The following is a 20,864-nucleotide window of genomic DNA, read 5'->3' on the forward strand; positions in this document are numbered from 1 at the left end:
GGTCATGGCTGCATCGAACACCTATGCGCCCCCGAACACCGACGGATCGAAGGTCACCCTGCCGGGACATCTCGACAACTTCATCGGCGGCAAGTGGGTGCCCGCGCAGGACGGTGAGACGTTCGAGGACATCTCGCCCGTCGACGGCAAGGCGTTCGTCACGGTCGCGCGCAGCAAGTCCGCCGACATCGACGCCGCCGTGCAGGCCGCGCACGACGCCAAGGAGGCGTGGGGTCGCACGTCGACGACCGAGCGGAGCAACATCCTGCTCAAGATCGCCGACCGGCTCGAGGAGAACCTCGAGCAGCTCGCGGTGCTCGAGGCGTGGGAGAACGGCAAGCCCGTGCGCGAGACGCTCGCCGCCGACCTGCCGCTCGCGGTCGACCACTTCCGCTACTTCGCCGGCGCGGTGCGCGCCCAGGAGGGTGGCATCTCCGAGATCGACCACGACACGATGGCCTACCACTTCCACGAGCCGCTCGGCGTCGTCGGGCAGATCATCCCGTGGAACTTCCCGATCCTGATGGCGACGTGGAAGCTCGCCCCGGCCCTCGCCGCCGGCAACTGTGTCGTTCTCAAGCCGGCCGAGCAGACGCCCGCGTCGATCCTGCGGGTCGTCGAGCTCATTGCCGACCTGCTGCCCGACGGCGTCCTCAACGTCGTCAACGGGTTCGGCGTCGAGGCCGGCAAGCCGCTCGCCTCGCACGACGGCATCGCCAAGGTCGCCTTCACCGGGGAGACGACGACGGGCCGGCTCATCATGCAGTACGCGTCGCAGAAGATCATCCCGGTGACGCTCGAGCTCGGCGGCAAGAGCCCGAACGTCTTCTTCGCCGACGTCATGGCGGCCGACGACGCGTTCTTCGACAAGGCGCTCGAGGGCTTCGCGATGTTCGCGCTCAACCAGGGCGAGGTCTGCACCTGCCCGTCGCGCGCGCTCGTCCAGGAGTCGATCTACGACGAGTTCATGGAGCGCGCCATCGCCCGCGTCGAGGCGATCACGACGGGCAACCCACTCGACCCCGACGTCATGGTCGGCGCGCAGGCGAGCAGCGACCAGCACGAGAAGATCCTCAGCTACCTCGACATCGGCAAGCAGGAGGGCGCAAAGGTCCTCACCGGCGGCTCGGCCCGCACCGTCGAGGGTCTCGAGGGCGGGTACTACGTCGAGCCGACGGTCTTCGAGGGCGACAACTCGATGCGGATCTTCCAGGAGGAGATCTTCGGGCCCGTCCTGTCGGTCACGAAGTTCACCGACCAGGACGACGCCCTGCGCATCGCCAACGACACGCTCTACGGCCTCGGCGCCGGCGTCTGGTCGCGCGACATGAACACGGCATACCGCATGGGCCGCGGCATCGAGGCGGGCCGGGTCTGGGTCAACTGCTATCACCAGTACCCCGCGCACGCCGCGTTCGGTGGCTACAAGCAGTCCGGCATCGGCCGCGAGAACCACAAGATGATGCTCGACCACTACCAGCAGACGAAGAACCTGCTCGTCAGCTACAGCCCCGACAAGCTGGGCTTCTTCTGATGGAGCCCTTCACCGGCGGCGGTGAGGCCGGCGTCCGCGTCACACCAGGCGACATGACGCGCGTCGACCTCACCGCCGCGGCGGCCACCCTCCTCGCGAAGCTCGAGGGGGTCCACGGGCCGCTGATGTTCCACCAGTCCGGCGGGTGCTGCGACGGGTCCTCGCCGATGTGCTTCCCGGTTGGTGAGTTCATGACCTCGGAGGCGGACGTGATGCTCGGGGTGCTCGCGCCCGAAGGCGTCACCCCGATCGAGTTCTGGATGAGCACGTCGCAGTACGAGTACTGGAAGCACACCCACCTCACCGTCGACGTCGTGCCCGGGCGCGGGTCGGGGTTCTCTGTCGAGGCACCCGAGGGCGTGCGCTTCCTCATCCGCTCGCGCCTCATGACGCAGGAGGAGCTGGTCGCGTTCGGGCTGCTGTGACGCGAGGTCGTCTTGTTGGCCCGTGCGCGCGTATGCCGGCGGCGCGCCCGCCCCGTCGCAACTTTCCCGCCCCATGGCAGAAGGTTGAGTGAGGCACGACTTCTGTTCCCCTCACTCGCTCAAGGTTCCCGCATGGGGCGGGAAAGTTGAGGTGCTGGAGCGGTCGTAGGCTCACCTCTCGTGCCGCTCCTCCTCGACCTCGAACCGCTGAGGAGCAACCCGGACTACCGGCGGCTGTATGCCGGCTTCACCCTCTCGAACATCGGCTCCCAGCTCGCGGTCGTCGCCATCGGCCTGCAGGTCTACGACCTCACGAGGTCGACGGCATCGGTCGGCATTGTCGGGCTCTGTGCGCTCGTGCCGCTCGTCGTCATGGGGCTCTACGGCGGGACGCTCGTCGACCACTTCGACCGGCGCGTCGTCGGGCTCGTCGCGCAGGCCGTGGCGTTCGCCGTGTCGGTGCTCTGCGCGCTGCAGGCCTGGCTCGGCAACACCGAGGTGTGGGTGCTCTATGCGCTCGTCGCCGCATGGAACGCGGCCTTCGCCGTGTCGTCACCGGCGCGCACCTCGATCTACCCGCGCATCCTGCGGCGCGAGCAGCTGCCCGCGGCCAACGCCCTGTCCGTCTTCGCGATGAACGCGTCGATGACGGTGGGGCCGCTGCTGGCCGGACTCCTCGTCGACTGGGGCGGCTTCAAGACGGCGTACACCGTCGACGCCGTCATCACCACGGCCGCACTGTGGGGACTGGCCCGACTGCCTTCTCTCCCAACGGAACCCGTCGACGGTGCACTCGACGGTGACGACGCCGGAAGCCGGGTCGCGACCAGGAGGCGCGCACCCGGCATACGGTCGGTGCTCGACGGGTTCGCCTTCCTCGCGACGCGACCCAACGTCCGCATGACCTTCGTCGCGGACATCGCGGCGATGGTGCTCGCGCAGCCGCGGGTGCTCTTCCCGGCGGCGGGTGCGGTGATCTTCGGCGGGGGAGCGACGACGGTCGGCGCGCTGTCGGCGGCCGCGGCCGTGGGCGGGATCGGGGCGATGTTCTTCTCGGGCCGGCTCGGGACGGTGATCCACCAGGGCCGCGCCATCATGATCTCGATCGTCGGCTGGGGCGCCGCCATCGCCGGGTTCGGTGCGGCGATGCTCGCCGCCGGCGGGGTGCTGACCCGCGGGCAGGCGCTCTGGGTGGGGCTCGCCGCGATGGCGGTCGCGGGTGCCTCGGACTCGGTGAGCGCGGTTTTCCGCACGACGATCCTGCAGTCGGCGACGCCGGACCACCTGCGCGGCCGGCTGCAGGGCGTCTTCATCGTCGTCGTCGCGGGCGGGCCGCGGCTGGGCGAGCTGCTCGGCGGGTTCGTCGCCGAGGGCGTGGGTGAGGGCTGGACGGCCGTCGCGGGTGGGCTGGCCTGTGTCGCAGCGATCCTCGTGCTCGCGCGGGCGCAGCCGGGGTTCCTCCGCTACGACGCACGCACCCCGACACCGTGACACCGCCTAGATTGGCCGAGAACGGCATACGGCTCTGCGACGGCGACAAGGAGGACGACGCATGAGCGAGGCGACGGCAACGCAACGACCGGCCCGGAACGAGTCCATGCTCACGGTCATCGTCGCGTTCGCGGCCAACCTGCTCATCGCGCTCGCCAAGACCGTCGCGGCCGTGGTCACCGGGTCGGCGTCGATGGTCGCCGAGGCAGCGCACTCGTGGGCCGACACCGGCAACGAGGTGTTCCTGCTCATCGGGTCCCGTCGGTCGGTGAGGCCGGCGGACGAGCGCCACGTGCTCGGGTGGGGACGCGTCGGCTACATCTGGTCGATGTTCGCGGCCTTCGGGCTCTTCAGCGTCGGCGCCGCCGTCTCGGTCTGGCACGGCGTCACCTCGCTCACCGCACCGGCGAGCGAAGGCGAGACGCCGGCATACGGCTGGGCCTGGGCGGTCCTCGGCATCGCCTTCGTCCTCGAGGGCACGTCGTTCCTGCAGGCCCTGCGTGAAGCGCGCTCACTCGCGGCCCGGCGGCGCCTGCATCCGTTGCGCTACATCAGGATCACGTCGAACCCGATGTTGCGGTCGGTCTTCGCCGAGGACCTGTCCGCGCTCATCGGGCTCGTCATCGCGGGGATCGGGATCGGGCTGCACCAGGTCACCGGCGACCCGCGATGGGACGCCGCCGGCTCGATCGCGGTGGGCCTGCTCCTCGGGGTCGTCGCGATCTTCCTCATCCGGCGCATTATGGACTTCCTCGCCGGCGAGACGGTGACGCCGTTGGCGCGCAACCTCGCGCTGCGCGGCCTGCTGGACCACCCGGACATCGAGCGGGTGAGCTTCTTGTTCATGGAGTGGATCGGCGCCGACCGGATCCTGCTCGTCGCGGCCGTCGACCTCGTCGGCGACAGGTCCGAGTCCGACGTGGCCGCGCGACTGGCACAGATCGGTGAGGAGCTGAGTGCGGTCCCGCAGGTGGAGCGCGCGGTCCTCACCCTGACTCCGCCCGGTGACGACACGGCGCTCGAGCCGGGGGAGCTGCCGAGTTGGTACCTCAGCGGCTGACGCGGTCGTTCAACGGCTGAGGCGGTCGTTCAGCGGGAGGCCGAGGAGGGCGTTCTCGACGACCTCGGCGAGGGCGGGATGGATCCAGTACTGCCCGCGCGCCACCTCACGCGCCGACTGCCCGAAACTCGCCGCCTGGATGAGCGGCTGGATCAGGGTCGAGGCGTCCGGGCCCATGCAGTGCGCGCTGATGATGCCGCCGGAGTCCGGGTCCGCGCAGACGACGAGGATCGAGGTCGTGTCCTCGAGCGCCCAGCCGTATGCCGTGTCGCCGAAGGCCTGCGTGTAGCTCACGTAGGGGGTCCCCGCCTCGTCGAGCTCGGCCCGGGTGGGCCCGAACGCCGCGACCTGCGGGTGCCCGAAGACGGCGTGCGGCACGAACCGGTGGTCGGCCTCGACCGGCCCCTCGCCTGGGAGGCGGCCCGCGTCGACCGCGACGTTGTGGGCGACGACCCGCGCCTCGTGGTTCGCGACGTGCTTGAGCTGCCACGAGTTCGCGACGTCGCCGAGCGCCCAGACACCGTCGGCTGTGGTGCGTTGCTGCGCGTCGACCCTGACGACGCCCCAGTCGTCGAGCTCGATGCCGCCGGCCTCGACGTCGAGCCGCGCGCCGTTCGGGGTGCGGCCGACGGCGACGAGCACGGCGTCGGCCTCGACGTCGGTGGCGCCGTCGCGACCCATGAGCCCGAGCGTCCAGGTGCCCTCGGGGGAACGCGACGCCGAGGCGACGACGGTGTCGAGGCGCAGGTCGTGACGGCCGCGGGAGAGCTCGGTGTAGCGGCGGGAGATCTCGGCGTCCTCTGTCCGCAAGAGCGCGCCCGAGCGCTGGATCTGGGTGACCTCGACGCCGAGCGCGCCGAAGACGTGCGCGAACTCGCACGCGACGAACCCGCCGCCCACGATCGCGAGCCGACGCGGCAGCTCGTCGATGCGCATGATCGTGTCGCTCGTGTGCACGCCGCGCTTGGGGTCGACCCGGTCGAGGCCGTCGACGTCGAGCAGGTCCGCGCGCGACCCGGCCGCGACGACGACCCGGTCGGCGGTGATCTCCTCACCGGTGTCGAGCGCGAGGCGACGCCTCCCCACGAAACGCGCGCGGGCGGCATACAGGGTGACGAAGTCCTGGCTGCGCCGGTAGCGCTCGCCGCCGGCGGAGATCTCGTCGATGCGGTTCGTGAAGATGCGGTCGCGGATGGCGGGCCAGTCGACGGTGGCTGGGGCGCTGTCGACCGTCACGCCGAGCCGGCGCGCCTCGTGGGCCTCGGTGATGCGGTCGGCCGGGAGGACGAGCATCTTCGTGGGGATGCAGCCGACGTTGAGGCAGGTGCCGCCGAACGTGCCCTCCTCGACGATCGCGATGTCGAGACCTTCGAGCTCGGGCGTGACGAGCGAGTTCCCCGACCCGGACCCGATGATGATGAGGTCGTGGTGGCGCGCCATGACGGCAGCGTATGCCGCGTGCCTCCGTCGCGAGTCGGAGGTGCTGTTCCGTCGTGGGCCGGATGCGCGGGCTCGCTCTGGCAAGTCATGGTGGTGGGCATGAGGCAGAGAAGTCAGGTGTGGGGTTCGGTCGCGGTCGCCGTCCTCATGACCGTCGCCGTGGGGCTGTTGTCGCCGCTGCTCATCGACGACCCGGGTGCACGGTGGGCCGGCTATGTCGCGGGCGCGGTCCTGGCCGTGGCGTTGTGGGTCGGTCTCTTCTTCGGGCAGTGGGGTGCACGGGCGGGCAAGGGCGGCCGCGGTGGGCGAGTGCTGCCATCGGCGTCGTCCTTCCTCAGCGCCGCGGCGATCGCCGTCGCGTTGGGTACGGCGATGGTGCTGGCGGTGGGCAACCTCGCCGGGTGGTCGATCGGTGCGGTCCTCGCCATCGCGACGTCGGGCGGGTGGGCCGCCCGTCGGACCGACTCGTCCTGACGCCCCGGGGGGACGTCGTGCGGTCACCCGAGTTGTCCACAGGGGGCGGTGTGTGGGCGGTCTGTCCACAGGAGAGGGACTTGGCGGTCGACACGGGTTGTGTTGTCGCAGTTGGCTCCTCGCATGGTGGATGCAACGGATCTCAGAAGTCGGGCCCGGCGGTGGCGACGGTCGGCGGAGCGCACGCGCGAGGAGGTGGGCACGCTCGGTGTCGTGGCTCAGCTGAGCTGGCGGGGGCGCACGGCGGACGAGTTCCGTCGGGTCATCTCGGTCAGGGTTCGCGAGCTGCGTGAGCTCGGCGAGCGTGAGGACGCGGTGGCCGACCTGCTCGACCGGGTCGCGGATCGGGTGGAGCAGGCGGCGTGAGCGACCTCGAGGTGACCGGCGGCGAAGGCGGCCTCGAGGTGGCCGTCGATGACCTGCGGGCGGCTGCGACCGTGTTGCGGCGGGTGGCGGCGGCGATCGCCGAGGACGTCGAGGCCGGCGGTTGGGCTGTCGTCGACGTCGGTGTGGGGTCCCTCGGCTCGACCGGGATCCCGGACGCCGACCTCGTCGTCGATGTCGCCCGAGCCCAGTGGGAGGCGCGTCATGTGCGCAGCCGCGTCGACCGGGAAGCCGAGCGGCTGCGCGAGCTGGCGGGGAGCACGGGTCGCGCGGCGACGGCATACGAGGTGACGGAGGGGGCGAACCGTGCCATGGTCGACGCCATTCGACAGCAGGCGCTGCTGCTGACCTGGATGATGACCGAGGCGAGCGGGCGGGTCGGCTACCTCGACGGGGGCGACGCGTGGCCGGTCGAGGTGAGTGAGGTGGGGTCGCGTCCGATGTCGGCGGGTGACGTGCCGACGTCCGCAGCCTCGCTGCTCGCAGGGATCGAACCGCTGACCTCGGACATCGGCGCGCGGGTCATCGAGATCCCGGCGGCTGACGGCTCGACGACGTGGCTCGTGCAGGTGCCCGGGACGCGCGGTGGGATCGAGTCCGGCGGCGAGGACCCGTTGGACTGGACGTCGAACGTCTCGCTCATGCTGCGCTCGACGGCTGCGTCGAAGGCCACGGTGGAACAGGCGCTGGCCCAGGCGCAAGGCGGACGGGCCGGTCCTCGCGACCGTGTCGTCATCGCCGGGTACAGCCAAGGCGGACTTGTCGCGGCGGCCCTCGCCTCCGACCCGGCCTTCACCCGTCGCCACCGGGTCACGCAGATCCTCACGGCCGGGTCCCCGATCGACGCCTTCCCGATTCCAGACGCCACTGCCGTGTTGGCGCTGCAGCACCGCGGCGACCCCATGCCCCAGTTCGATGTCGCGCCGCCACCGGTCCGGCGCAACTGGACGACGGTGCTGGCCTCACCGGCGCGCGGTCCCTCGCCGGACGACGTGTTCGCCGCGCACGAGCTGACGCAGTACGCGCAGACCGCCGTTGAGGCGGACCGCACGCCGGACCCGTCCGTCTCGACGTGGCGCACGAGCTTGGCTCCCGCGGTGACGCTCGCGCCCGGTGCGACGGCGACGGTGCACGACTACCGGTCGCGGCGGGTGCCACAGCGGACGCCCAGACAGGACTGACACAATCGCCGGCGTGACCCCCAAGCTGCTCTTCCGCCGTCTCGCCGTGGCCGAGGCCATCACCTGGGCCCTGCTGCTCATCGGCATGTTCCTCAAGTACGTCACCGAGACCACCGACCTCGGGGTGCGCGTCTTCGGGATGGTCCACGGGGTCGTGTTCATCGCCTACTGCCTGGTGGCGCTCGCGACGTGGGTCAACCAGAAGTGGTCCGTCGGCGTGGGTGTGCTGTCGCTCGTGAGCGCCGTGCCGCCGCTCGCGACGGTGCTCTTCGACCGCCGCGTCGAGAAGGCCGGTTTGCTCGAGGGTCCGTGGCGGTTCGCGCGCGGCGGCGAGGCGCCGTCGTCCCCGCCGGAGCGCCTGCTCGCATGGCTGACCCGCAACCCGGCGATGGCGCTCATCGTCGGTGTCGTCGCCGTCATCGGGCTCACCGGCGTCGCGCTGTTCGTCGGGCCGCCGGCGTCCGGCAGCTGACCTGCGGCGTTCGTGCACCGCTGACATCGCGCGACGCTGACATCGTGCAACGCCGAACTCGTGCAACGCTGACGGCATGAATCCCTCGACCGCGCTCGCTCGCGTCCTCGTCGACGAGCTCGTCCGTGGCGGGGTTCGCGACGTTGTCCTCGCGCCCGGGTCGCGTTCGGCTCCGTTGGCGTATGCCGTCCAGGAGGCCGAGCGCGCCGGTCGCCTGCGGCTGCACGTGCGCGTCGACGAGCGGACGGCCGGGTTCCTCGCGCTCGGGCTCGCGAAGGGGTCGGGCCGGCCGGTGCCGGTCATCACGACGTCGGGGACAGCGGTGGCGAACCTCCACCCGGCCGTGCTGGAGGCGCACCACACGGGCGTGCCTCTGGTGGTTCTGTCCGCGGACCGGCCGGGCGAGCTGCGCGGTACCGGCGCGAACCAGACGACGGTGCAGCCGGGGATGTTCGGGGGAGCGGTGCGGTGGTCGGCCGACCTGCCCGCGCCGGAGTCGGTCTCGTCCGTGGGCGCGTCCCACCGCACGTCGGTATGCCGTGCGCTCGCCGCCGCGGTCGGCGCTTTGGCCGGCGGGCAGCCGATGGCCCACGGTGGCCCGGTCCACCTCAACGTCGCCTTCCGTGACCCCCTCACCCCCGACCAGGACCAACTGATTGCGACTTCGCAGAGCGCCGAGCGCGCCGTCGGCACGGCCGGCACTCTGCGAAGTCGCAATGAGTCGGAGGGGCTGGTGGGGCGGGCCGACGGTGGGCCGTGGGTACGGGTCGCCCAGGGCGTGGCATGGTCGCGCAGCGCTGAGCCCGTCGCGCCGCGGACCCTCGTCGTGCTTGGCGATCTCACCCCCTCTCCCATCACCGCGCGACAGGTGACGGAGTGGGCGGCGGAGCACGCGTATCCCGTTGTGGCAGAACCGTTCGGCGACCATGACCGCACGACCGTCGTCCCCCACGGCCCCCTGCTGCTGACGGCGGGTGACTGGTTGGGATCCCACCTGCCGGACCGTGTCCTCGTCATCGGCCGGGTGACCCTGTCGCGTGCCGTCGCATCGCTGCTGAGGACGGCGGGCGTACGGGTCGAGGTCTTCACGGCGCTGCCCGAGTGGCCCGACCCGAGCCATGTCGCGAGCAGGGTCGACCCGGTCGTCGCGTTCAGCTCTGCTGCCTTGGGGGACGGGGACGGCGAGTGGCTGTCCTCATGGCGGGATGCGGGTTCCTCTGTGACACAGGCTATTTCGTCCGATCCTGCAGCGTGGGGGACCGGTCTCGCAGTGGCGTCGGTCGTCGGCGAGGCCCTGCCGGAGGGTGCCCGGCTCTTCGTCGGATCCTCGAACCCGGTGCGCGACCTCGACCTCGGTATGCCGCCCCGCGCGGCCGCGCTCAACGTCGTCGCCAACCGTGGCCTCGCCGGCATCGACGGCTGTCTGTCGACGGCGGTCGGGCTAGCGCTCACGACCGACGCACCGAGCTATGCGTGGGTCGGCGACCTCACCTTCCTCCACGACGCCAACGCGCTCGCCATCGGATCGGACGAGCCGCGCCCCGATCTCACGATCCTCGTGACCAACGACGGAGGCGGCGGCATCTTCCGCACCCTCGAGCACGGAGCACCGGAACGCAGCTCGGACTTCGGGCGCATCTTCGGTACCCCGACGGGAACCGACTTCGCGGCACTGTGCCGCGCACACGGCATACGGCATGTCCTCGCAGAGACGCGCGACGCGGCAGTCGAGGCGCTTGCCGAGGCTCCCGACGGGATCACCGTCGTCGAGGTGCCCGTCGATCCCGAGTCGCACCGCGACGCCCACGCCCGGCTCCGGCAGGTGGCGGCGGAGGCGTTGGCGGATTCGGTGTGAACGTCGCGGCTTGCGACAATGTGTCCGTGACCAGCACCCCCGAACGCACCGACGTCCTCGTCGTCGGCGCCGGCCCCGCCGGCTCCGCCGCTGCCGCGTGGGCGGCCCGCGCCGGGCGTGATGTCGTCCTCGCCGACGCGGCAGTCTTCCCGCGCGACAAGACCTGTGGTGACGGGCTGACGCCGCGCGCGATCGCCGAGCTGCAGCGGCTCGGGCTCGAGGACTGGGTGCGGGGACACACCGTCAACCAAGGCCTGCGGGCGCACGGGTTCGGGCAGACGCTCGAGCTGCCGTGGCCGGGCGGCTCGCTGCCGTCGTGGGGCTCCGCGGTCGCGCGCACCGAGCTCGACGACCACCTGCGGACCACGGCGCTGAAGTCCGGCGCCGTCGGGGTCGAGGGCGCCAAGGCCGTCGACGCGCGGGTCGAGGGCGGCCGGGTGCGCGGGGTGACCTTCCGGCGTGACGGGGAGACGTTCGAGATCGAGTGCTCGCGTCTCGTCGTCGCTGATGGCGTGCGATCGGGCCTCGGCAAGGTCCTCGGCCGTAAGTGGCACAAGGACACCGTCTATGCCGTGGCCGGGCGCTGCTACGTCGACTCCGACATGGCCGACGACCCGTGGATCAGCTCGCACCTCGAGCTGCGCGACGAGGCCGGGTCGATCGTGTCGGGGTATGGCTGGATCTTCCCGCTCGGGGGCGGTCAGGTGAACGTCGGCGCGGGCACCCTCGCGACGACGAAGCGGCCGGCCGATGTGGCGATCAAGCCGCTCATGGCGAACTACGTCGAGGAGCGGCGGGCGGACTTCGGGCTGCGCGGCGAGGCGCGGATGCCGACGAGCGCGCTGCTGCCGATGGGTGGCGCCGTGTCCGGGGTCGCCGGGCCGAACTGGGCGCTCATCGGCGACGCCGCCGCGTGCGTCAATCCCTTGAACGGTGAGGGGATCGACTACGGGCTGGAGACGGGACGGTTCGTCGTCGACGTCCTCGACACCGACCTGTCCGTCACGTGGCCGGCGCTGTTGCGCGAGCACTACGGTGAGGCGTTCTCCATCGCTCGGCGGCTGGCTGGGATCGCGACGGCGCCTCGGGTCGTGCCGGCCCTGGGGCCGATCGGGATGCGCTCGGACTGGGCCATGACGCTCGCGCTGCGCTGGATGGGCAACTTCGTCACCGACGAGGACCGCGACCGCGCGGCGCGTGTGTGGCGCTGGGCCGGGCGTCGGTCGGTGGGTCTGGACGCGCGCCCGCCCTTCACCTGATCTTCCCCTGACCCTCGCCTCGCCACGCGCGCCTCGACTCGCCGGCACTCCCACGAATCGAGACACCGACAGCGAATCGAACCCTGTGTGGGCTCATCCCTGGTGAGCCGGCCATCGGCCAGACTGTGGGCGTGAGCGGGCAGAGAGGGGAGCGAGCCGTCCCGTTGCCGACGTGGGTCAGCCGCCTTCTCGGGTGGCCGGACGACTCCACCGACGGGATCTCGTGGCTGCTGTGGTTGTGCGCGTTCTTCTCGGCTTTCGGATTCTCGTTCTTCCCGATCGACCTGAACGACCGCAACCAGGCTGACTCGCTGCGATCGCGGGGTGAGTGGACCACGGCCACGTCCTCCGAGGTCCGCGTCGACTACGTGGGTGGCCGAGGTGGTGGGTACCACGAAGTCGACGAGGTGCGCGTCCGGCTCGAGGACGGCAGCGTCGACGTCCCGCTCGAGAACGTCAATGCTGTGAGTGACAGCATCTATGACGATGTCCGGCAGGGCTGGCAGTCGCCGACGGAGATCACGGGCTATCAGCCGCCCTTCGACGTGCGCGTGCGTCGGGACGGGAGGGGGTCCGTCGTCATGGCCATGGCACGAGAGGACTACGAGTACTGGACCCAGGACAACTCGGACCCGGAGATCGGGCTGAGCCTGGGGTTCGGCGGGCTGGGAGTCGCCGTGGTGGCGCTGACCCTCAACAGCCTGCGACTGCGGCGGCCCAGCCGCGGGCAGGCGAGGAGCAGGGCGGAGCTGCGACACCGGGTCGCCACGACGGGCAAGCGCGCCGCACCGCCCAAGCGGGGGCGCAAGGGCAAGGTGTCCTGGCGGGCATGAACCGATCGCACTGGATCTGCAGTGCACTGGAGGGTGTTGGGTGCTCGGGCATGAGTGAGTCATTGCGTGTCGAGTTCTTCCCCGCCGACCTCGAGAGGTCGATCGCGTTCTACGAGGCGTTGGGCTTCGAGGTGAGGGGTCGCAGCAGCGACCCGGTGCCGTATGCCGCGGTGCGGCTCGGTGGTGTCCGAATCGGTCTCGCGCAGCGGCCTGCGGTCGACCCCGCCCTGCGGGCCGTGCCGATCGGGACCGAGGTCGTCATCGAGGTGGCCGACGTCGTGGCATGCCGGGATGGCGTCGTGGCGGCGGGCATCGAGCTGGCCGGGGACCTTGTCGAGCGGGAATGGGGACTCACCGACTTCCGCGTCACCGACCCCGACGGCTACTATCTGCGCTTCACCAGCCGCCGCTGAGCTCGCGTCCTTAGCCTCCACCTGGGTGAGGTCGGAATGCTGCCCTTCGCCGCCGGTACGAGTGAGGCGTTGGCGAGTCCTCGTCGGCGGGAAGAGGTGAGTCAGCTCTGCGGTGGGGCGGTGAGGGCATCGCGCATCGGGATGAGCTTCGCGTCGGACTCGGCCACCTCGGCCTCGGGGACCGAACCCGCGACGATGCCGCACCCGGCATACAGCGACATGCGCTGGGCGTCGTCGTGATGGATCGCCCCGCAGCGCAAGGCGATTCCCCACTCGCCGTCACCGGAGGCGTCCATCCAGCCGACCGGACCGGCGTACCGGCCGCGGTCCATGTGTTCGAGCTCGGCGATGAGCTCGTCGGCCACCGGTGTGGGCGTACCGCACACCGCCGCACTCGGGTGCAGCGACGCGGCGAGCGCGAGCGACGACGTGTCGTCGGTGAGGACCCCCGCGACGTCTGTCGCGAGGTGCATGACGTTGGACAGGTGCAGGACGAACGGTGCCTCGGGCACGTTCATCGAGGAGCAGTGCGGCGCAAGGGCATCGGCGACGGAGCGCACGGCGTACTCGTGCTCCTCGAGGTCCTTCGACGAGCGCGCCAGTGACGCAGCCAACGCGAGGTCGTGCTCGTCGTCGCCCGTGCGACGGATCGTCCCCGCCAGCACCCGCGAGGTGACGAGCCCCTTCTCGCGCCGCACGAGCATCTCCGGTGTCGCGCCGACGAGCCCGTCGACCGCGAACACCCACGTCGACTCGTAGCGCTCGGCCAGCCGCGACAGCAGCCAGCGCACGTCGACCGGCGACTCGGTGCGCACGTCGAGGTCCCGTGCGAGGACGACCTTGTCGAGCTCGCCGGCCTGGATGCGCGAGACGGCCTCGCCCACGGCACCGGCCCATTCCGCCGGCGACAGCGAGCCGTCGGCAAAGGCCACCCCGCCGGGCGCCGTGACGTCGCCGGCGACCTCCGGATCCGCCTGTGCCGGAAGGGAGTCCGTCGACGTTGTCGTCACCCACCACTGGTCGCCGCGCCGACCCACGACGACCGACGGCACGACGAGAGTCGCGCCGATCGGCGAGCGGGCGGCATACGAAATGGAGCCGAAGGCGACCGGCCCGGTACCCGGCAGGTCGACCTCGTCACGCACCACCGCGGACGCGGACACCGACCGCCACCACGACTCCAACGCTGCGAAGCGGTCCTCGCCGCGGGCCGTCACCGACAGCGCGCGGCCCCAGCCGACGAGTCCGTCGCCGCGCCGCACCCACGACGTCGTGTCGCGCGGCCCGGCGTCCGGAAGCAGCGACAACAACGTCGCACCGGCCTCAGGGGTGAGGGCGACGGTGCGACTGACGAGAGGCGCGAGCGCGGCGGGGTCCGGGTCGGACGTGGGCAGGGACGTCATCACCGTGAGCGTAACCCCGTGGGCGGGCTCGGTCCGGCGAGGGAGGCGGGAACCACGGTGAGAGGATGGCGACATGAGCCGCGCCTCCCTCGACAAGCAGCCCCGCGACGTCGCCGCGATGTTCGACGACGTCGCCGAGCGCTACGACGTCACCAACGACGTCCTCTCCCTCGGGCAGGACCGCCTGTGGCGACGGGCCGTCGTGCGCGCGGTCGACGCCAAGCCGGGGGAGCGGGTCCTCGACATCGCCGCCGGGACGGGCACGTCGAGCGAGCCGTTCGCCGACGCCGGGGTCGACGTCGTGCCGGCCGACTTCTCCCTCGGGATGCTGCGCGTCGGCAAGAAGCGCCGCGACGACCTCGGCTTCACCGCCGCCGACGCGATGAACCTGCCGTTCGCGGATGACTCGTTCGACGCCGTGACGATGTCCTTCGGGCTGCGCAACGTCGCCGACGTCGACGCGGCGCTGCGCGAGTTCGCGCGCGTGACGAAGCCGGGTGGGCGGCTCGTCGTCTGTGAGTTCAGCCAGCCGGTGAACAAGGCATTCGGCAAGGTGTATCGCGAGTACCTCATGGAGGCGCTGCCCCGCGTTGCTCGCCGGGTGAGCTCGAACCCGGAGTCCTACGTCTACCTCGCCGAGTCGATCCAGGCCTGGCCCGACCAGCGCGAGCTCGCCGGCCGCGTCGCGGGCGCCGGGTGGAGCGACGTCGAGTGGCGCAACCTCAGCGGCGGCATCGTCGCGCTGCACCGAGCCATCAAGCTCTGACTGGTCTCTGTCGACTCGGCGCGGCGAGGAGCTCTCGCGCGACCCGAGAAGGCTTGTCGGGCGGACCGGGTCGGTATCGGGCCACCCGATAATGCTGTGACGGGTGGGGTGGACTCGGAGTTAGGTCCGCCTTAGTGAACGGCGCGAAATCGGCTGCCTAGAGTAGGTCGGGTACTCGTGAAGACTTTCACAAGCAAGGTATGCCGTTGACCGCCACGCCACCCGCCGCCGGCTTCTCCGCCGGTCGCGTCCGCGCATCCGCGGACGCCGTGGTCACGGGTGCCTCGAACGCCGCGCAGGTGCTTACGCCGCGCGCGGTCCGCGACCTCGAGCGTGCCGGCGTCGACACGAGTGCCTGGCACCGGCTCACCGGGGTGCGCGTCATCGGCGGCGGCATGCGGGTCGCGCTGCCGTGGCCCGACGTCGACGGTCGCCCCGGCATCGGCCGCGCCGTCCCGGGTGACGTCCTCGCCGAGGCGATCGCGACCGCGCGTGGTGAGCGGGCGACCCATACGGGCAATCAGTGGGGTGGGCCTGCGACCAGAACGGGCAATCAGTCGGGTGGGCCTGCGAACGGAATCGGCAATCAGTCGGGGAGCCGGGCGAACGGAATCGGCAATCAGTCGGGGGTGGGGGCGACGGTGCTGTTCCGGAGCCGGCGCAGCACCGACGACCACGTCGAGGTCTGGCCCGAGCTGCGCGCCGCCGACGGCACCCGCCTCCCCGGCCACGGCTGGGTCGTCCCGACCGGCGACGGTCTCGTCACCGTCGGCGTCGGCGCCCTCGACCCGGCGACGACCGCGACCCCCGACCGCTGCGCCGCCGTCCTCATGCGCTGGATCGCCGCGCTGCCCGCGTCGTGGGAGCTCAGCGGGGCGACGATGGTCGGCGCACCGCAGCCGGCGGCGCCGCAGCTGCCGTTCGACGTCCCCGCGCCCGTGGCCCGCACCCTCGCAGCCCTCGCGGACGCGCCCTGGGTCTGCGGCGTCGCCACGCGCCGCGTCCTGCCGAGCGGCGGCGTCCTGCGCGTGCTGCTCGACCGGGTCGCGACCACCGCCGATGCAGCAGTTGAGACCTGCGTCACGACCCCTACGATGGGGCACGTGACTCGAGCCGCCACCCACCCCGGCACCGAAAGGGGAGTTGACCAGCGATGAGCAACCCCTACGTCCCGATCCTCTTCCTTCTCGCGCTGGGCTTCGGGTTCGCCGCGCTGTCGGTGGGGACGAGTCTCGTGGTCGGACCGAAGCGCTACAACCGCGCGAAGTCCGAGCCCTACGAGTGCGGCATCCAGCCGTCGCCGCGCGCCGCGGGCGGCGGTCGCGTGCCGATCAAGTACTTCCTCACGGCGATGCTCTTCATCATCTTCGACATCGAGTCGGTGTTCCTCTACCCGTTCGCGGTGGCGTTCGACCAGCTCGGCCTCTTCGCGCTCGTCGAGATGGTGCTCTTCATCATCACCGTGTTCGTCGCCTATGCCTACGTGTGGAAGCGGGGCGGTCTGGAGTGGGACTGAGCACCATTCGTATGCCGGCCGCGCGCCTCGCGCGCCGAACTCGCCTTGACCTGAACGGAAGGGGTCTCTAGATGGGACTCGAGGAGAAGCTGCCCGCAGGCTTCGTGCTGACGACGCTCGAGAACGTCGTCGGCTACATGCGCAAGGCGTCGATCTGGCCCGCGACGTTCGGCCTCGCCTGCTGCGCCATCGAGATGATGGCCGTCGGCACCCCGGACTACGACATCGCCCGCTTCGGCATGGAGCGCTTCTCGGCGACGCCGCGCCAGGCCGACCTGATGATCGTCGCCGGACGCGTGTCCAACAAGATGGCCCCGGTCGTGCGCCAGGTGTACGACCAGATGCCCAACCCGAAGTGGGTCATCTCGATGGGTGTCTGCGCCAGCTCGGGCGGCATGTTCAACAACTACGCCATCGTCCAGGGCGTCGACCACATCATCCCGGTCGATATCTACCTGCCGGGCTGCCCGCCGCGGCCGGAGATGCTGCTCAACGCGATCATCGAGCTGCACGACCAGATCCAGAACTCCAAGCTCGGCGTCAACCGCATCGCGGCCGCTCGCGCCGCCGAGGAGGCCGCCCTGCGCGCCGTGCCGACCCAGCTCATGGAGCCCACCCACGACCACGGCGCCCTCACCGCGACGCCCGGGAGGAACCTCCTCGCATGAGCGACGACAAGCCCAGCGTCGACAAGCCCAGCGTCGACAAGCCCACGGACGAGGTCGACGAGACGACCCGCAAGCGGCCCAAGCCCGGCGACACGCCCACGTCGACGACGCAGACGGACGCCGCCACGTCCAAGACCGACAAGGTCGACGCGGCCAACCCCGAGATCGCCAAGGCCAAGGGTGTCGAGGCGACCACCCCCGACGCCGACGAGAAGGCCGAGGACACCTTCGAGTCCGGTGACCTCTGGGCCGCCGACATCGCCCTCACCGAGGCCAAGGCGGCCGACGACACCGACCCGGTGCAGATCGGCGAGCGCCGCGGCATGTTCGGTGCCAAGGCCGGTGCCGACACCACCGGCTACGGCGGCCTGCGCACCCCGATCCTCTTCCCCGGCGGGTCGACCAAGCCCTACGGCGGCTGGTTCGACGAGGTGACCGACACGCTCGGCACCGCGCTCGGCACGGCCGGCGACACGGCATACGGCACGGCCATCGAGAAGGTCGTCGTCGACCGTGGGGAGCTGACGCTGCACGTCAAGCGGGAGGCGCTGCCGACCGTCGCTCGCGCGCTGCGCGACGACCCGGCACTGCGGTTCGAGATGTGCACCGGCGTGTCCGGGGTGCACTTCCCCGGCGAGGCCGGGCGCGAGCTGCACGCGGTCTACCACCTGCTCTCGATCACCCACAACCGGCGCATCCGCCTCGAGGTCGCCGCGCCCGACGACGACCCGCGCATCCCATCTGTCGTCGAGACGTGGCCGGGCACCGACTGGCACGAGCGCGAGACCTGGGACATGTTCGGGATCGTCTTCGAGGGCCACCCGTCGCTGACCCGCATCCTCATGCCGGACGACTGGCCGGGTCACCCGCAGCGCAAGGACTACCCGCTGGGCGGCATCCCGGTGGAGTACAAGGGCGGCACCGTGCCGCCGCCCGACGAGCGGAGGTCGTACAGCTGATGACGATTCACGACGACACGATCTACGAGGACGTCCCGCCGAGCCAGGACTCCCCGGGCCTCGACCCCGCCCTCGGTGACGGTGACCACGGCCACGACCCCTACGCCACGACGGACGCCGACCGCGAGGACGGCGCCCGGGTCTTCAACGCCTCCGGTGGCGACTGGGGCGACCTCGTCGACGAGGCCACGGCCCTCCACGAGGAGCGCATCGTCGTCAACATGGGACCGCAGCACCCGTCGACGCACGGTGTGCTCCGCCTCATCCTCGAGCTCGACGGCGAGACGGTGACCGAGGCCCGCGCGGGCATCGGCTACCTGCACACCGGCATCGAGAAGAACATGGAGTTCCGCACGTGGGTGCAGGGCGTCACGTTCTGCACGCGCATGGACTACCTCACGCCGATGTTCCAGGAGGTCACCTACTGCCTCGGCATCGAGCGCCTCCTCGGCATCGAGGACCAGATCCCGGAGCGCGCGAGCATCATCCGCGTCCTCATGATGGAGCTGACCCGCATCAACTCCCACCTCGTGTGCCTCGGCACCGGCGGGATGGAGCTCGGTGCGACGACCGTCATGACCGTCGGCTTCCGGGAGCGCGAGCGGATCCTGCGGATCTTCGAGTCGGTCACCGGCCTGCGTATGAACAACGCCTACATCCGTCCGGGTGGTGTCGCGCAGGACCTCCCGCACGGCTGTCTCGACCAGGTCGTGAGCACCGTGGCGGAGTTGCGCAAGGGCCTGCACGAGCTCGAGCTGCTGCTCAACGAGAACCCGATCCTCAAGGGCCGCACCGAGAACGTCGGTCACCTCGACCTTGCCGGCTGCATGGCGCTCGGCATCACCGGGCCGATCCTGCGCTCGACCGGTCTGCCGCACGACCTGCGCAAGAGCGAGCCGTACTGCGGCTACGAGACCTACGACTTCGAGGTCATCACCCGCACCGGCGCCGACGCCTACGACCGCATCCGGATCCGCATCGACGAGATGTACGAGTCGCTGAAGATCGTCGAGCAGTGCGTCGAGCGGCTCAAGAAGGTCCAGGGCCCGGTCATGGTCGAGGACAAGAAGATCGCGTGGCCGGCCCAGCTCTCCGTCGGCAGCGACGGCCAGGGCAACAGCCTCGACCACATCCGCGAGATCATGGGCACCTCGATGGAGTCCCTGATCCACCACTTCAAGCTCGTCACCGAGGGCTTCCGCGTGCCGGCCGGCCAGGCGTACGTGCCGGTCGAGTCGCCCAAGGGTGAGCTCGGCTGCCACATCGTCTCCGACGGCGGTACGCGTCCCTACCGGGCGCACTTCCGGGACCCGAGCTTCAACAACCTGCAGGCCGTGGCCGCGCTGTCCGAAGGCGGCCAGGTCGCCGACGTCATCGTCGCCGTTGCCTCGATCGACCCCGTCATGGGAGGCGTGGACCGCTGATGGCCGAGCACTACGGACTGCAGACCGCTGCCGGTCACCTCACGGTGCCCGAGGAGTCCAAGGAGGCGTATGCCGCGGAGCAGCTCGCGCAGCTGCGCGCCGACGCCGAGCAGGTCATCGCGCGCTACCCGGTGAAGCGGTCGGCGCTGCTGCCGCTGCTCCACCTCGTCCAGTCGGTCGACGGCTACGTCACCGGCCGCGGGATCGACTTCTGCGCCGAGGTGCTCGAGCTGAGCCGCGCCGAGGTGTCGGGCGTCGCGACCTTCTACACGCAGTACAAGCGACACCCCAACGGCGAGTACACCGTCGGCGTCTGCACCAACACGCTCTGCGCCATCATGGGCGGCGACGAGATCTGGGAATCGGTCTCGCAGCACCTCGGCATCGGCCACGACGAGACGACCGAGGACGGCAAGATCACCCTCGAGCGCATCGAGTGCAACGCCGCGTGCGACTACGCGCCGGTCGTCATGGCGAACTGGGAGTTCTTCGACAACCAGACGCCCGAGTCGACGAACCAGCTCGTCGACGACCTGCGCGCAGGCAAGGACGTGCGTCCGAGCCGCGGCCCGAACAAGGTGTGCACCTTCAAGCAGGTCTCGCGCACCCTCGCCGGGTTCCCGGACGGCCTCGCCGACGAGGGCGTGGGCGCCGGTCCGGCCTCGCTCGTCGGCCTCGAGGTCGCGCACGAGAACGACTGGACCGCCCCGACCAAGGGTGAGACCGGCTCCGGCGACACCGGCCCGCGTGACGAGGCCGCAGCCTCTGCGCCGTCCGCGGGCGCTGCCGGCACGACCGACGGGGCAGCCAAGACCGATGGCGCTGCCAAGACCGACGGCGCTCCCGCGAAGACGGCCGACTCCGCCGCCACGTCCGGATCGGCATCGGCCAAGGCCGAGGACGCCGCCAAGGGCGACGCCGAACCGCAGACCGGTGGCGCGCACTCCTCCGCCGACGCCCCCGCGGGCACCGGCGCCGGCACCGCGAAGCCCGCCGACGACAGCGGCAAGGCCGACGCCGCCGCGAAGTCCGACAGCACCAGCGACGAGGCCGCCGACACCGGCGACAAGACGACCGACGCCACCCCGTCGAACAGCAGCAAGCCCACCGGGGACTCCGGCGGCGCCGGTGACGCTGGCGAGAAGAAGTCCGGGCAGAAGCCGCCGCCCGCGCCCTCGACCGTCCAGGCCGAGAGCGAGCCGGCGACGCTCTTCGACGACGGTTCCTCCACCGCGGAGGCTGCGCCGCAGGGTGCGGACCCGCTCACCGGTGCAACCGTGAAGGCGGGCGCGCCCACCCCGGCGACC

At 71.1% G+C, this 20,864-nt stretch carries 20 protein-coding genes and 1 pseudogene; 19 read left to right on the top strand and 2 right to left on the bottom strand.

The features are described 5' to 3' along the window. Positions 1-4 precede the first annotated feature (4 nt). From adh to BCF74_RS07875, 4 genes are all read left to right on the top strand, one after another. Complete coding sequence (gene adh, locus BCF74_RS07860; RefSeq protein ID WP_106297399.1) at positions 5-1,534, top strand: aldehyde dehydrogenase; 1,530 nt, start codon at positions 5-7, stop codon at positions 1,532-1,534. Further along, positions 1,534-1,959 carry a DUF779 domain-containing protein gene (locus BCF74_RS07865; RefSeq protein ID WP_218279223.1) on the top strand — a complete coding sequence of 142 codons (426 nt, stop codon included), beginning with the start codon at positions 1,534-1,536 and terminating at the stop codon, positions 1,957-1,959. The genes adh and BCF74_RS07865 overlap by 1 nt, the downstream gene beginning before the upstream one ends. A gap of 180 nt (positions 1,960-2,139) precedes the next feature. Continuing rightward, positions 2,140-3,450: an MFS transporter gene (locus BCF74_RS07870; protein WP_106297400.1), complete on the top strand. Its 1,311-nt coding sequence runs from the start codon at positions 2,140-2,142 to the stop codon at positions 3,448-3,450. Between the two features lie 61 nt (positions 3,451-3,511). Beyond that, the gene (locus BCF74_RS07875; protein WP_106297401.1) at positions 3,512-4,510 is read left to right on the top strand and encodes a cation diffusion facilitator family transporter; all 999 of its coding nucleotides are present in this window, start codon (positions 3,512-3,514) and stop codon (positions 4,508-4,510) included. Positions 4,511-4,519: 9 nt separating this feature from the next. Here the strand turns inward: BCF74_RS07875 and BCF74_RS07880 are convergent, their stop codons facing one another. Next, entirely contained in the window at positions 4,520-5,950 is a 1,431-nt protein-coding gene (locus tag BCF74_RS07880) for a mycothione reductase (protein WP_106297402.1), read from the bottom strand. A 99-nt stretch (positions 5,951-6,049) separates the two neighbouring features. Here BCF74_RS07880 and BCF74_RS07885 point away from each other — a divergent pair, with 99 nt between their 5' ends. The 8 genes from BCF74_RS07885 (at position 6,050) to BCF74_RS07915 (ending at position 12,821) form a co-directional block, all read left to right on the top strand. Next, positions 6,050-6,424 (top strand): hypothetical protein, encoded by a 375-nt coding sequence (locus tag BCF74_RS07885; protein WP_146132900.1) that lies wholly within the window; start codon positions 6,050-6,052, stop codon positions 6,422-6,424. Between the two features lie 213 nt (positions 6,425-6,637). Beyond that, positions 6,638-6,790 (top strand): hypothetical protein, encoded by a 153-nt coding sequence (locus tag BCF74_RS17310; RefSeq protein ID WP_170070170.1) that lies wholly within the window; start codon positions 6,638-6,640, stop codon positions 6,788-6,790. Continuing rightward, a complete protein-coding gene (locus BCF74_RS07890) occupies positions 6,787-7,989 on the top strand; it encodes a PGAP1-like alpha/beta domain-containing protein (RefSeq protein ID WP_106297404.1) in 1,203 nt (400 codons plus the stop codon). Before BCF74_RS17310 ends, BCF74_RS07890 begins: the two co-directional genes overlap by 4 nt. A 13-nt stretch (positions 7,990-8,002) precedes the next feature. Beyond that, a complete protein-coding gene (locus BCF74_RS07895; protein WP_106297405.1) occupies positions 8,003-8,461 on the top strand; it encodes a DUF3817 domain-containing protein in 459 nt (152 codons plus the stop codon). A 76-nt stretch (positions 8,462-8,537) separates the two neighbouring features. Further along, on the top strand, positions 8,538-10,316 hold the full coding sequence (gene menD, locus BCF74_RS07900) for a 2-succinyl-5-enolpyruvyl-6-hydroxy-3-cyclohexene-1-carboxylic-acid synthase (protein ID WP_106297406.1): 1,779 nt from the start codon (positions 8,538-8,540) through the stop codon (positions 10,314-10,316). A 26-nt stretch (positions 10,317-10,342) separates the two neighbouring features. Further along, positions 10,343-11,575: a geranylgeranyl reductase family protein gene (locus tag BCF74_RS07905; RefSeq protein ID WP_106297407.1), complete on the top strand. Its 1,233-nt coding sequence runs from the start codon at positions 10,343-10,345 to the stop codon at positions 11,573-11,575. 131 nt (positions 11,576-11,706) lie between these two features. Beyond that, a complete protein-coding gene (locus BCF74_RS07910) occupies positions 11,707-12,408 on the top strand; it encodes a hypothetical protein (protein WP_146132901.1) in 702 nt (233 codons plus the stop codon). A 50-nt stretch (positions 12,409-12,458) separates the two neighbouring features. Next, positions 12,459-12,821, top strand: coding sequence for a VOC family protein (locus BCF74_RS07915; RefSeq protein WP_170070171.1), 363 nt, complete (start codon positions 12,459-12,461; stop codon positions 12,819-12,821). 101 nt (positions 12,822-12,922) lie between these two features. Here BCF74_RS07915 and BCF74_RS07920 read toward each other — a convergent pair whose 3' ends face one another. Then, complete coding sequence (locus tag BCF74_RS07920; protein WP_106297410.1) at positions 12,923-14,224, bottom strand: isochorismate synthase; 1,302 nt, start codon at positions 14,222-14,224, stop codon at positions 12,923-12,925. Between the two features lie 73 nt (positions 14,225-14,297). Between BCF74_RS07920 and BCF74_RS07925 the strand changes: the two genes are divergently transcribed. The 7 genes and pseudogenes from BCF74_RS07925 to nuoE form a co-directional block, all read left to right on the top strand. After that, positions 14,298-14,990 (top strand): demethylmenaquinone methyltransferase, encoded by a 693-nt coding sequence (locus BCF74_RS07925; protein WP_106297411.1) that lies wholly within the window; start codon positions 14,298-14,300, stop codon positions 14,988-14,990. A gap of 200 nt (positions 14,991-15,190) precedes the next feature. Next, positions 15,191-16,147 carry a hypothetical protein gene (locus BCF74_RS07930; protein WP_106297412.1) on the top strand — a complete coding sequence of 319 codons (957 nt, stop codon included), beginning with the start codon at positions 15,191-15,193 and terminating at the stop codon, positions 16,145-16,147. Beyond that, positions 16,144-16,506: an NADH-quinone oxidoreductase subunit A gene (locus tag BCF74_RS07935; RefSeq protein WP_106297413.1), complete on the top strand. Its 363-nt coding sequence runs from the start codon at positions 16,144-16,146 to the stop codon at positions 16,504-16,506. Before BCF74_RS07930 ends, BCF74_RS07935 begins: the two co-directional genes overlap by 4 nt. A gap of 71 nt (positions 16,507-16,577) precedes the next feature. Further along, positions 16,578-17,174, top strand: a complete 597-nt coding sequence (locus tag BCF74_RS07940) for a NuoB/complex I 20 kDa subunit family protein (RefSeq protein ID WP_106297414.1) — start codon at positions 16,578-16,580, stop codon at positions 17,172-17,174. Positions 17,175-17,431: 257 nt separating this feature from the next. Next, positions 17,432-18,133 carry an NADH-quinone oxidoreductase subunit C gene (locus tag BCF74_RS07945; protein ID WP_106297436.1) on the top strand — a complete coding sequence of 234 codons (702 nt, stop codon included), beginning with the start codon at positions 17,432-17,434 and terminating at the stop codon, positions 18,131-18,133. Continuing rightward, positions 18,133-19,557: an NADH-quinone oxidoreductase subunit D gene (locus BCF74_RS07950; protein ID WP_106297415.1), complete on the top strand. Its 1,425-nt coding sequence runs from the start codon at positions 18,133-18,135 to the stop codon at positions 19,555-19,557. The genes BCF74_RS07945 and BCF74_RS07950 overlap by 1 nt, the downstream gene beginning before the upstream one ends. Further along, positions 19,557-20,363, top strand: a pseudogene (nuoE, locus tag BCF74_RS17950) (NADH-quinone oxidoreductase subunit NuoE); the annotation flags it as partial. The gene BCF74_RS07950 and the pseudogene nuoE, both read left to right, overlap by 1 nt. Positions 20,364-20,864: the final 501 nt, after the last annotated feature.

The organism is Knoellia remsis (genome assembly GCF_003002895.1).
GTDB classification, from domain to species: domain Bacteria; phylum Actinomycetota; class Actinomycetes; order Actinomycetales; family Dermatophilaceae; genus Knoellia; species Knoellia remsis.

Excerpts from the sequence above, each read along its gene's own strand:
- BCF74_RS07935 (WP_106297413.1), top strand. The coding sequence starts at position 16,144 with ATGAGCAACCCCTACGTCCCGATCCTCTTCCTTCTCGCGCTGGGCTTC.
- BCF74_RS07930 (WP_106297412.1), top strand. The coding sequence starts at position 15,191 with ATGCCGTTGACCGCCACGCCACCCGCCGCCGGCTTCTCCGCCGGTCGC.
- BCF74_RS07885 (WP_146132900.1), top strand. The coding sequence starts at position 6,050 with ATGAGGCAGAGAAGTCAGGTGTGGGGTTCGGTCGCGGTCGCCGTCCTC.
- menD (WP_106297406.1), top strand. The coding sequence starts at position 8,538 with ATGAATCCCTCGACCGCGCTCGCTCGCGTCCTCGTCGACGAGCTCGTC.
- adh (WP_106297399.1), top strand. The coding sequence starts at position 5 with ATGGCTGCATCGAACACCTATGCGCCCCCGAACACCGACGGATCGAAG.
- BCF74_RS07950 (WP_106297415.1), top strand. The coding sequence starts at position 18,133 with ATGACGATTCACGACGACACGATCTACGAGGACGTCCCGCCGAGCCAG.
- BCF74_RS07940 (WP_106297414.1), top strand. The coding sequence starts at position 16,578 with ATGGGACTCGAGGAGAAGCTGCCCGCAGGCTTCGTGCTGACGACGCTC.
- BCF74_RS07880 (WP_106297402.1), bottom strand. The coding sequence starts at position 5,950 with ATGGCGCGCCACCACGACCTCATCATCATCGGGTCCGGGTCGGGGAAC.
- BCF74_RS07865 (WP_218279223.1), top strand. The coding sequence starts at position 1,534 with ATGGAGCCCTTCACCGGCGGCGGTGAGGCCGGCGTCCGCGTCACACCA.
- BCF74_RS07915 (WP_170070171.1), top strand. The coding sequence starts at position 12,459 with ATGAGTGAGTCATTGCGTGTCGAGTTCTTCCCCGCCGACCTCGAGAGG.
- BCF74_RS07925 (WP_106297411.1), top strand. The coding sequence starts at position 14,298 with ATGAGCCGCGCCTCCCTCGACAAGCAGCCCCGCGACGTCGCCGCGATG.
- BCF74_RS07875 (WP_106297401.1), top strand. The coding sequence starts at position 3,512 with ATGAGCGAGGCGACGGCAACGCAACGACCGGCCCGGAACGAGTCCATG.
- BCF74_RS07920 (WP_106297410.1), bottom strand. The coding sequence starts at position 14,224 with ATGACGTCCCTGCCCACGTCCGACCCGGACCCCGCCGCGCTCGCGCCT.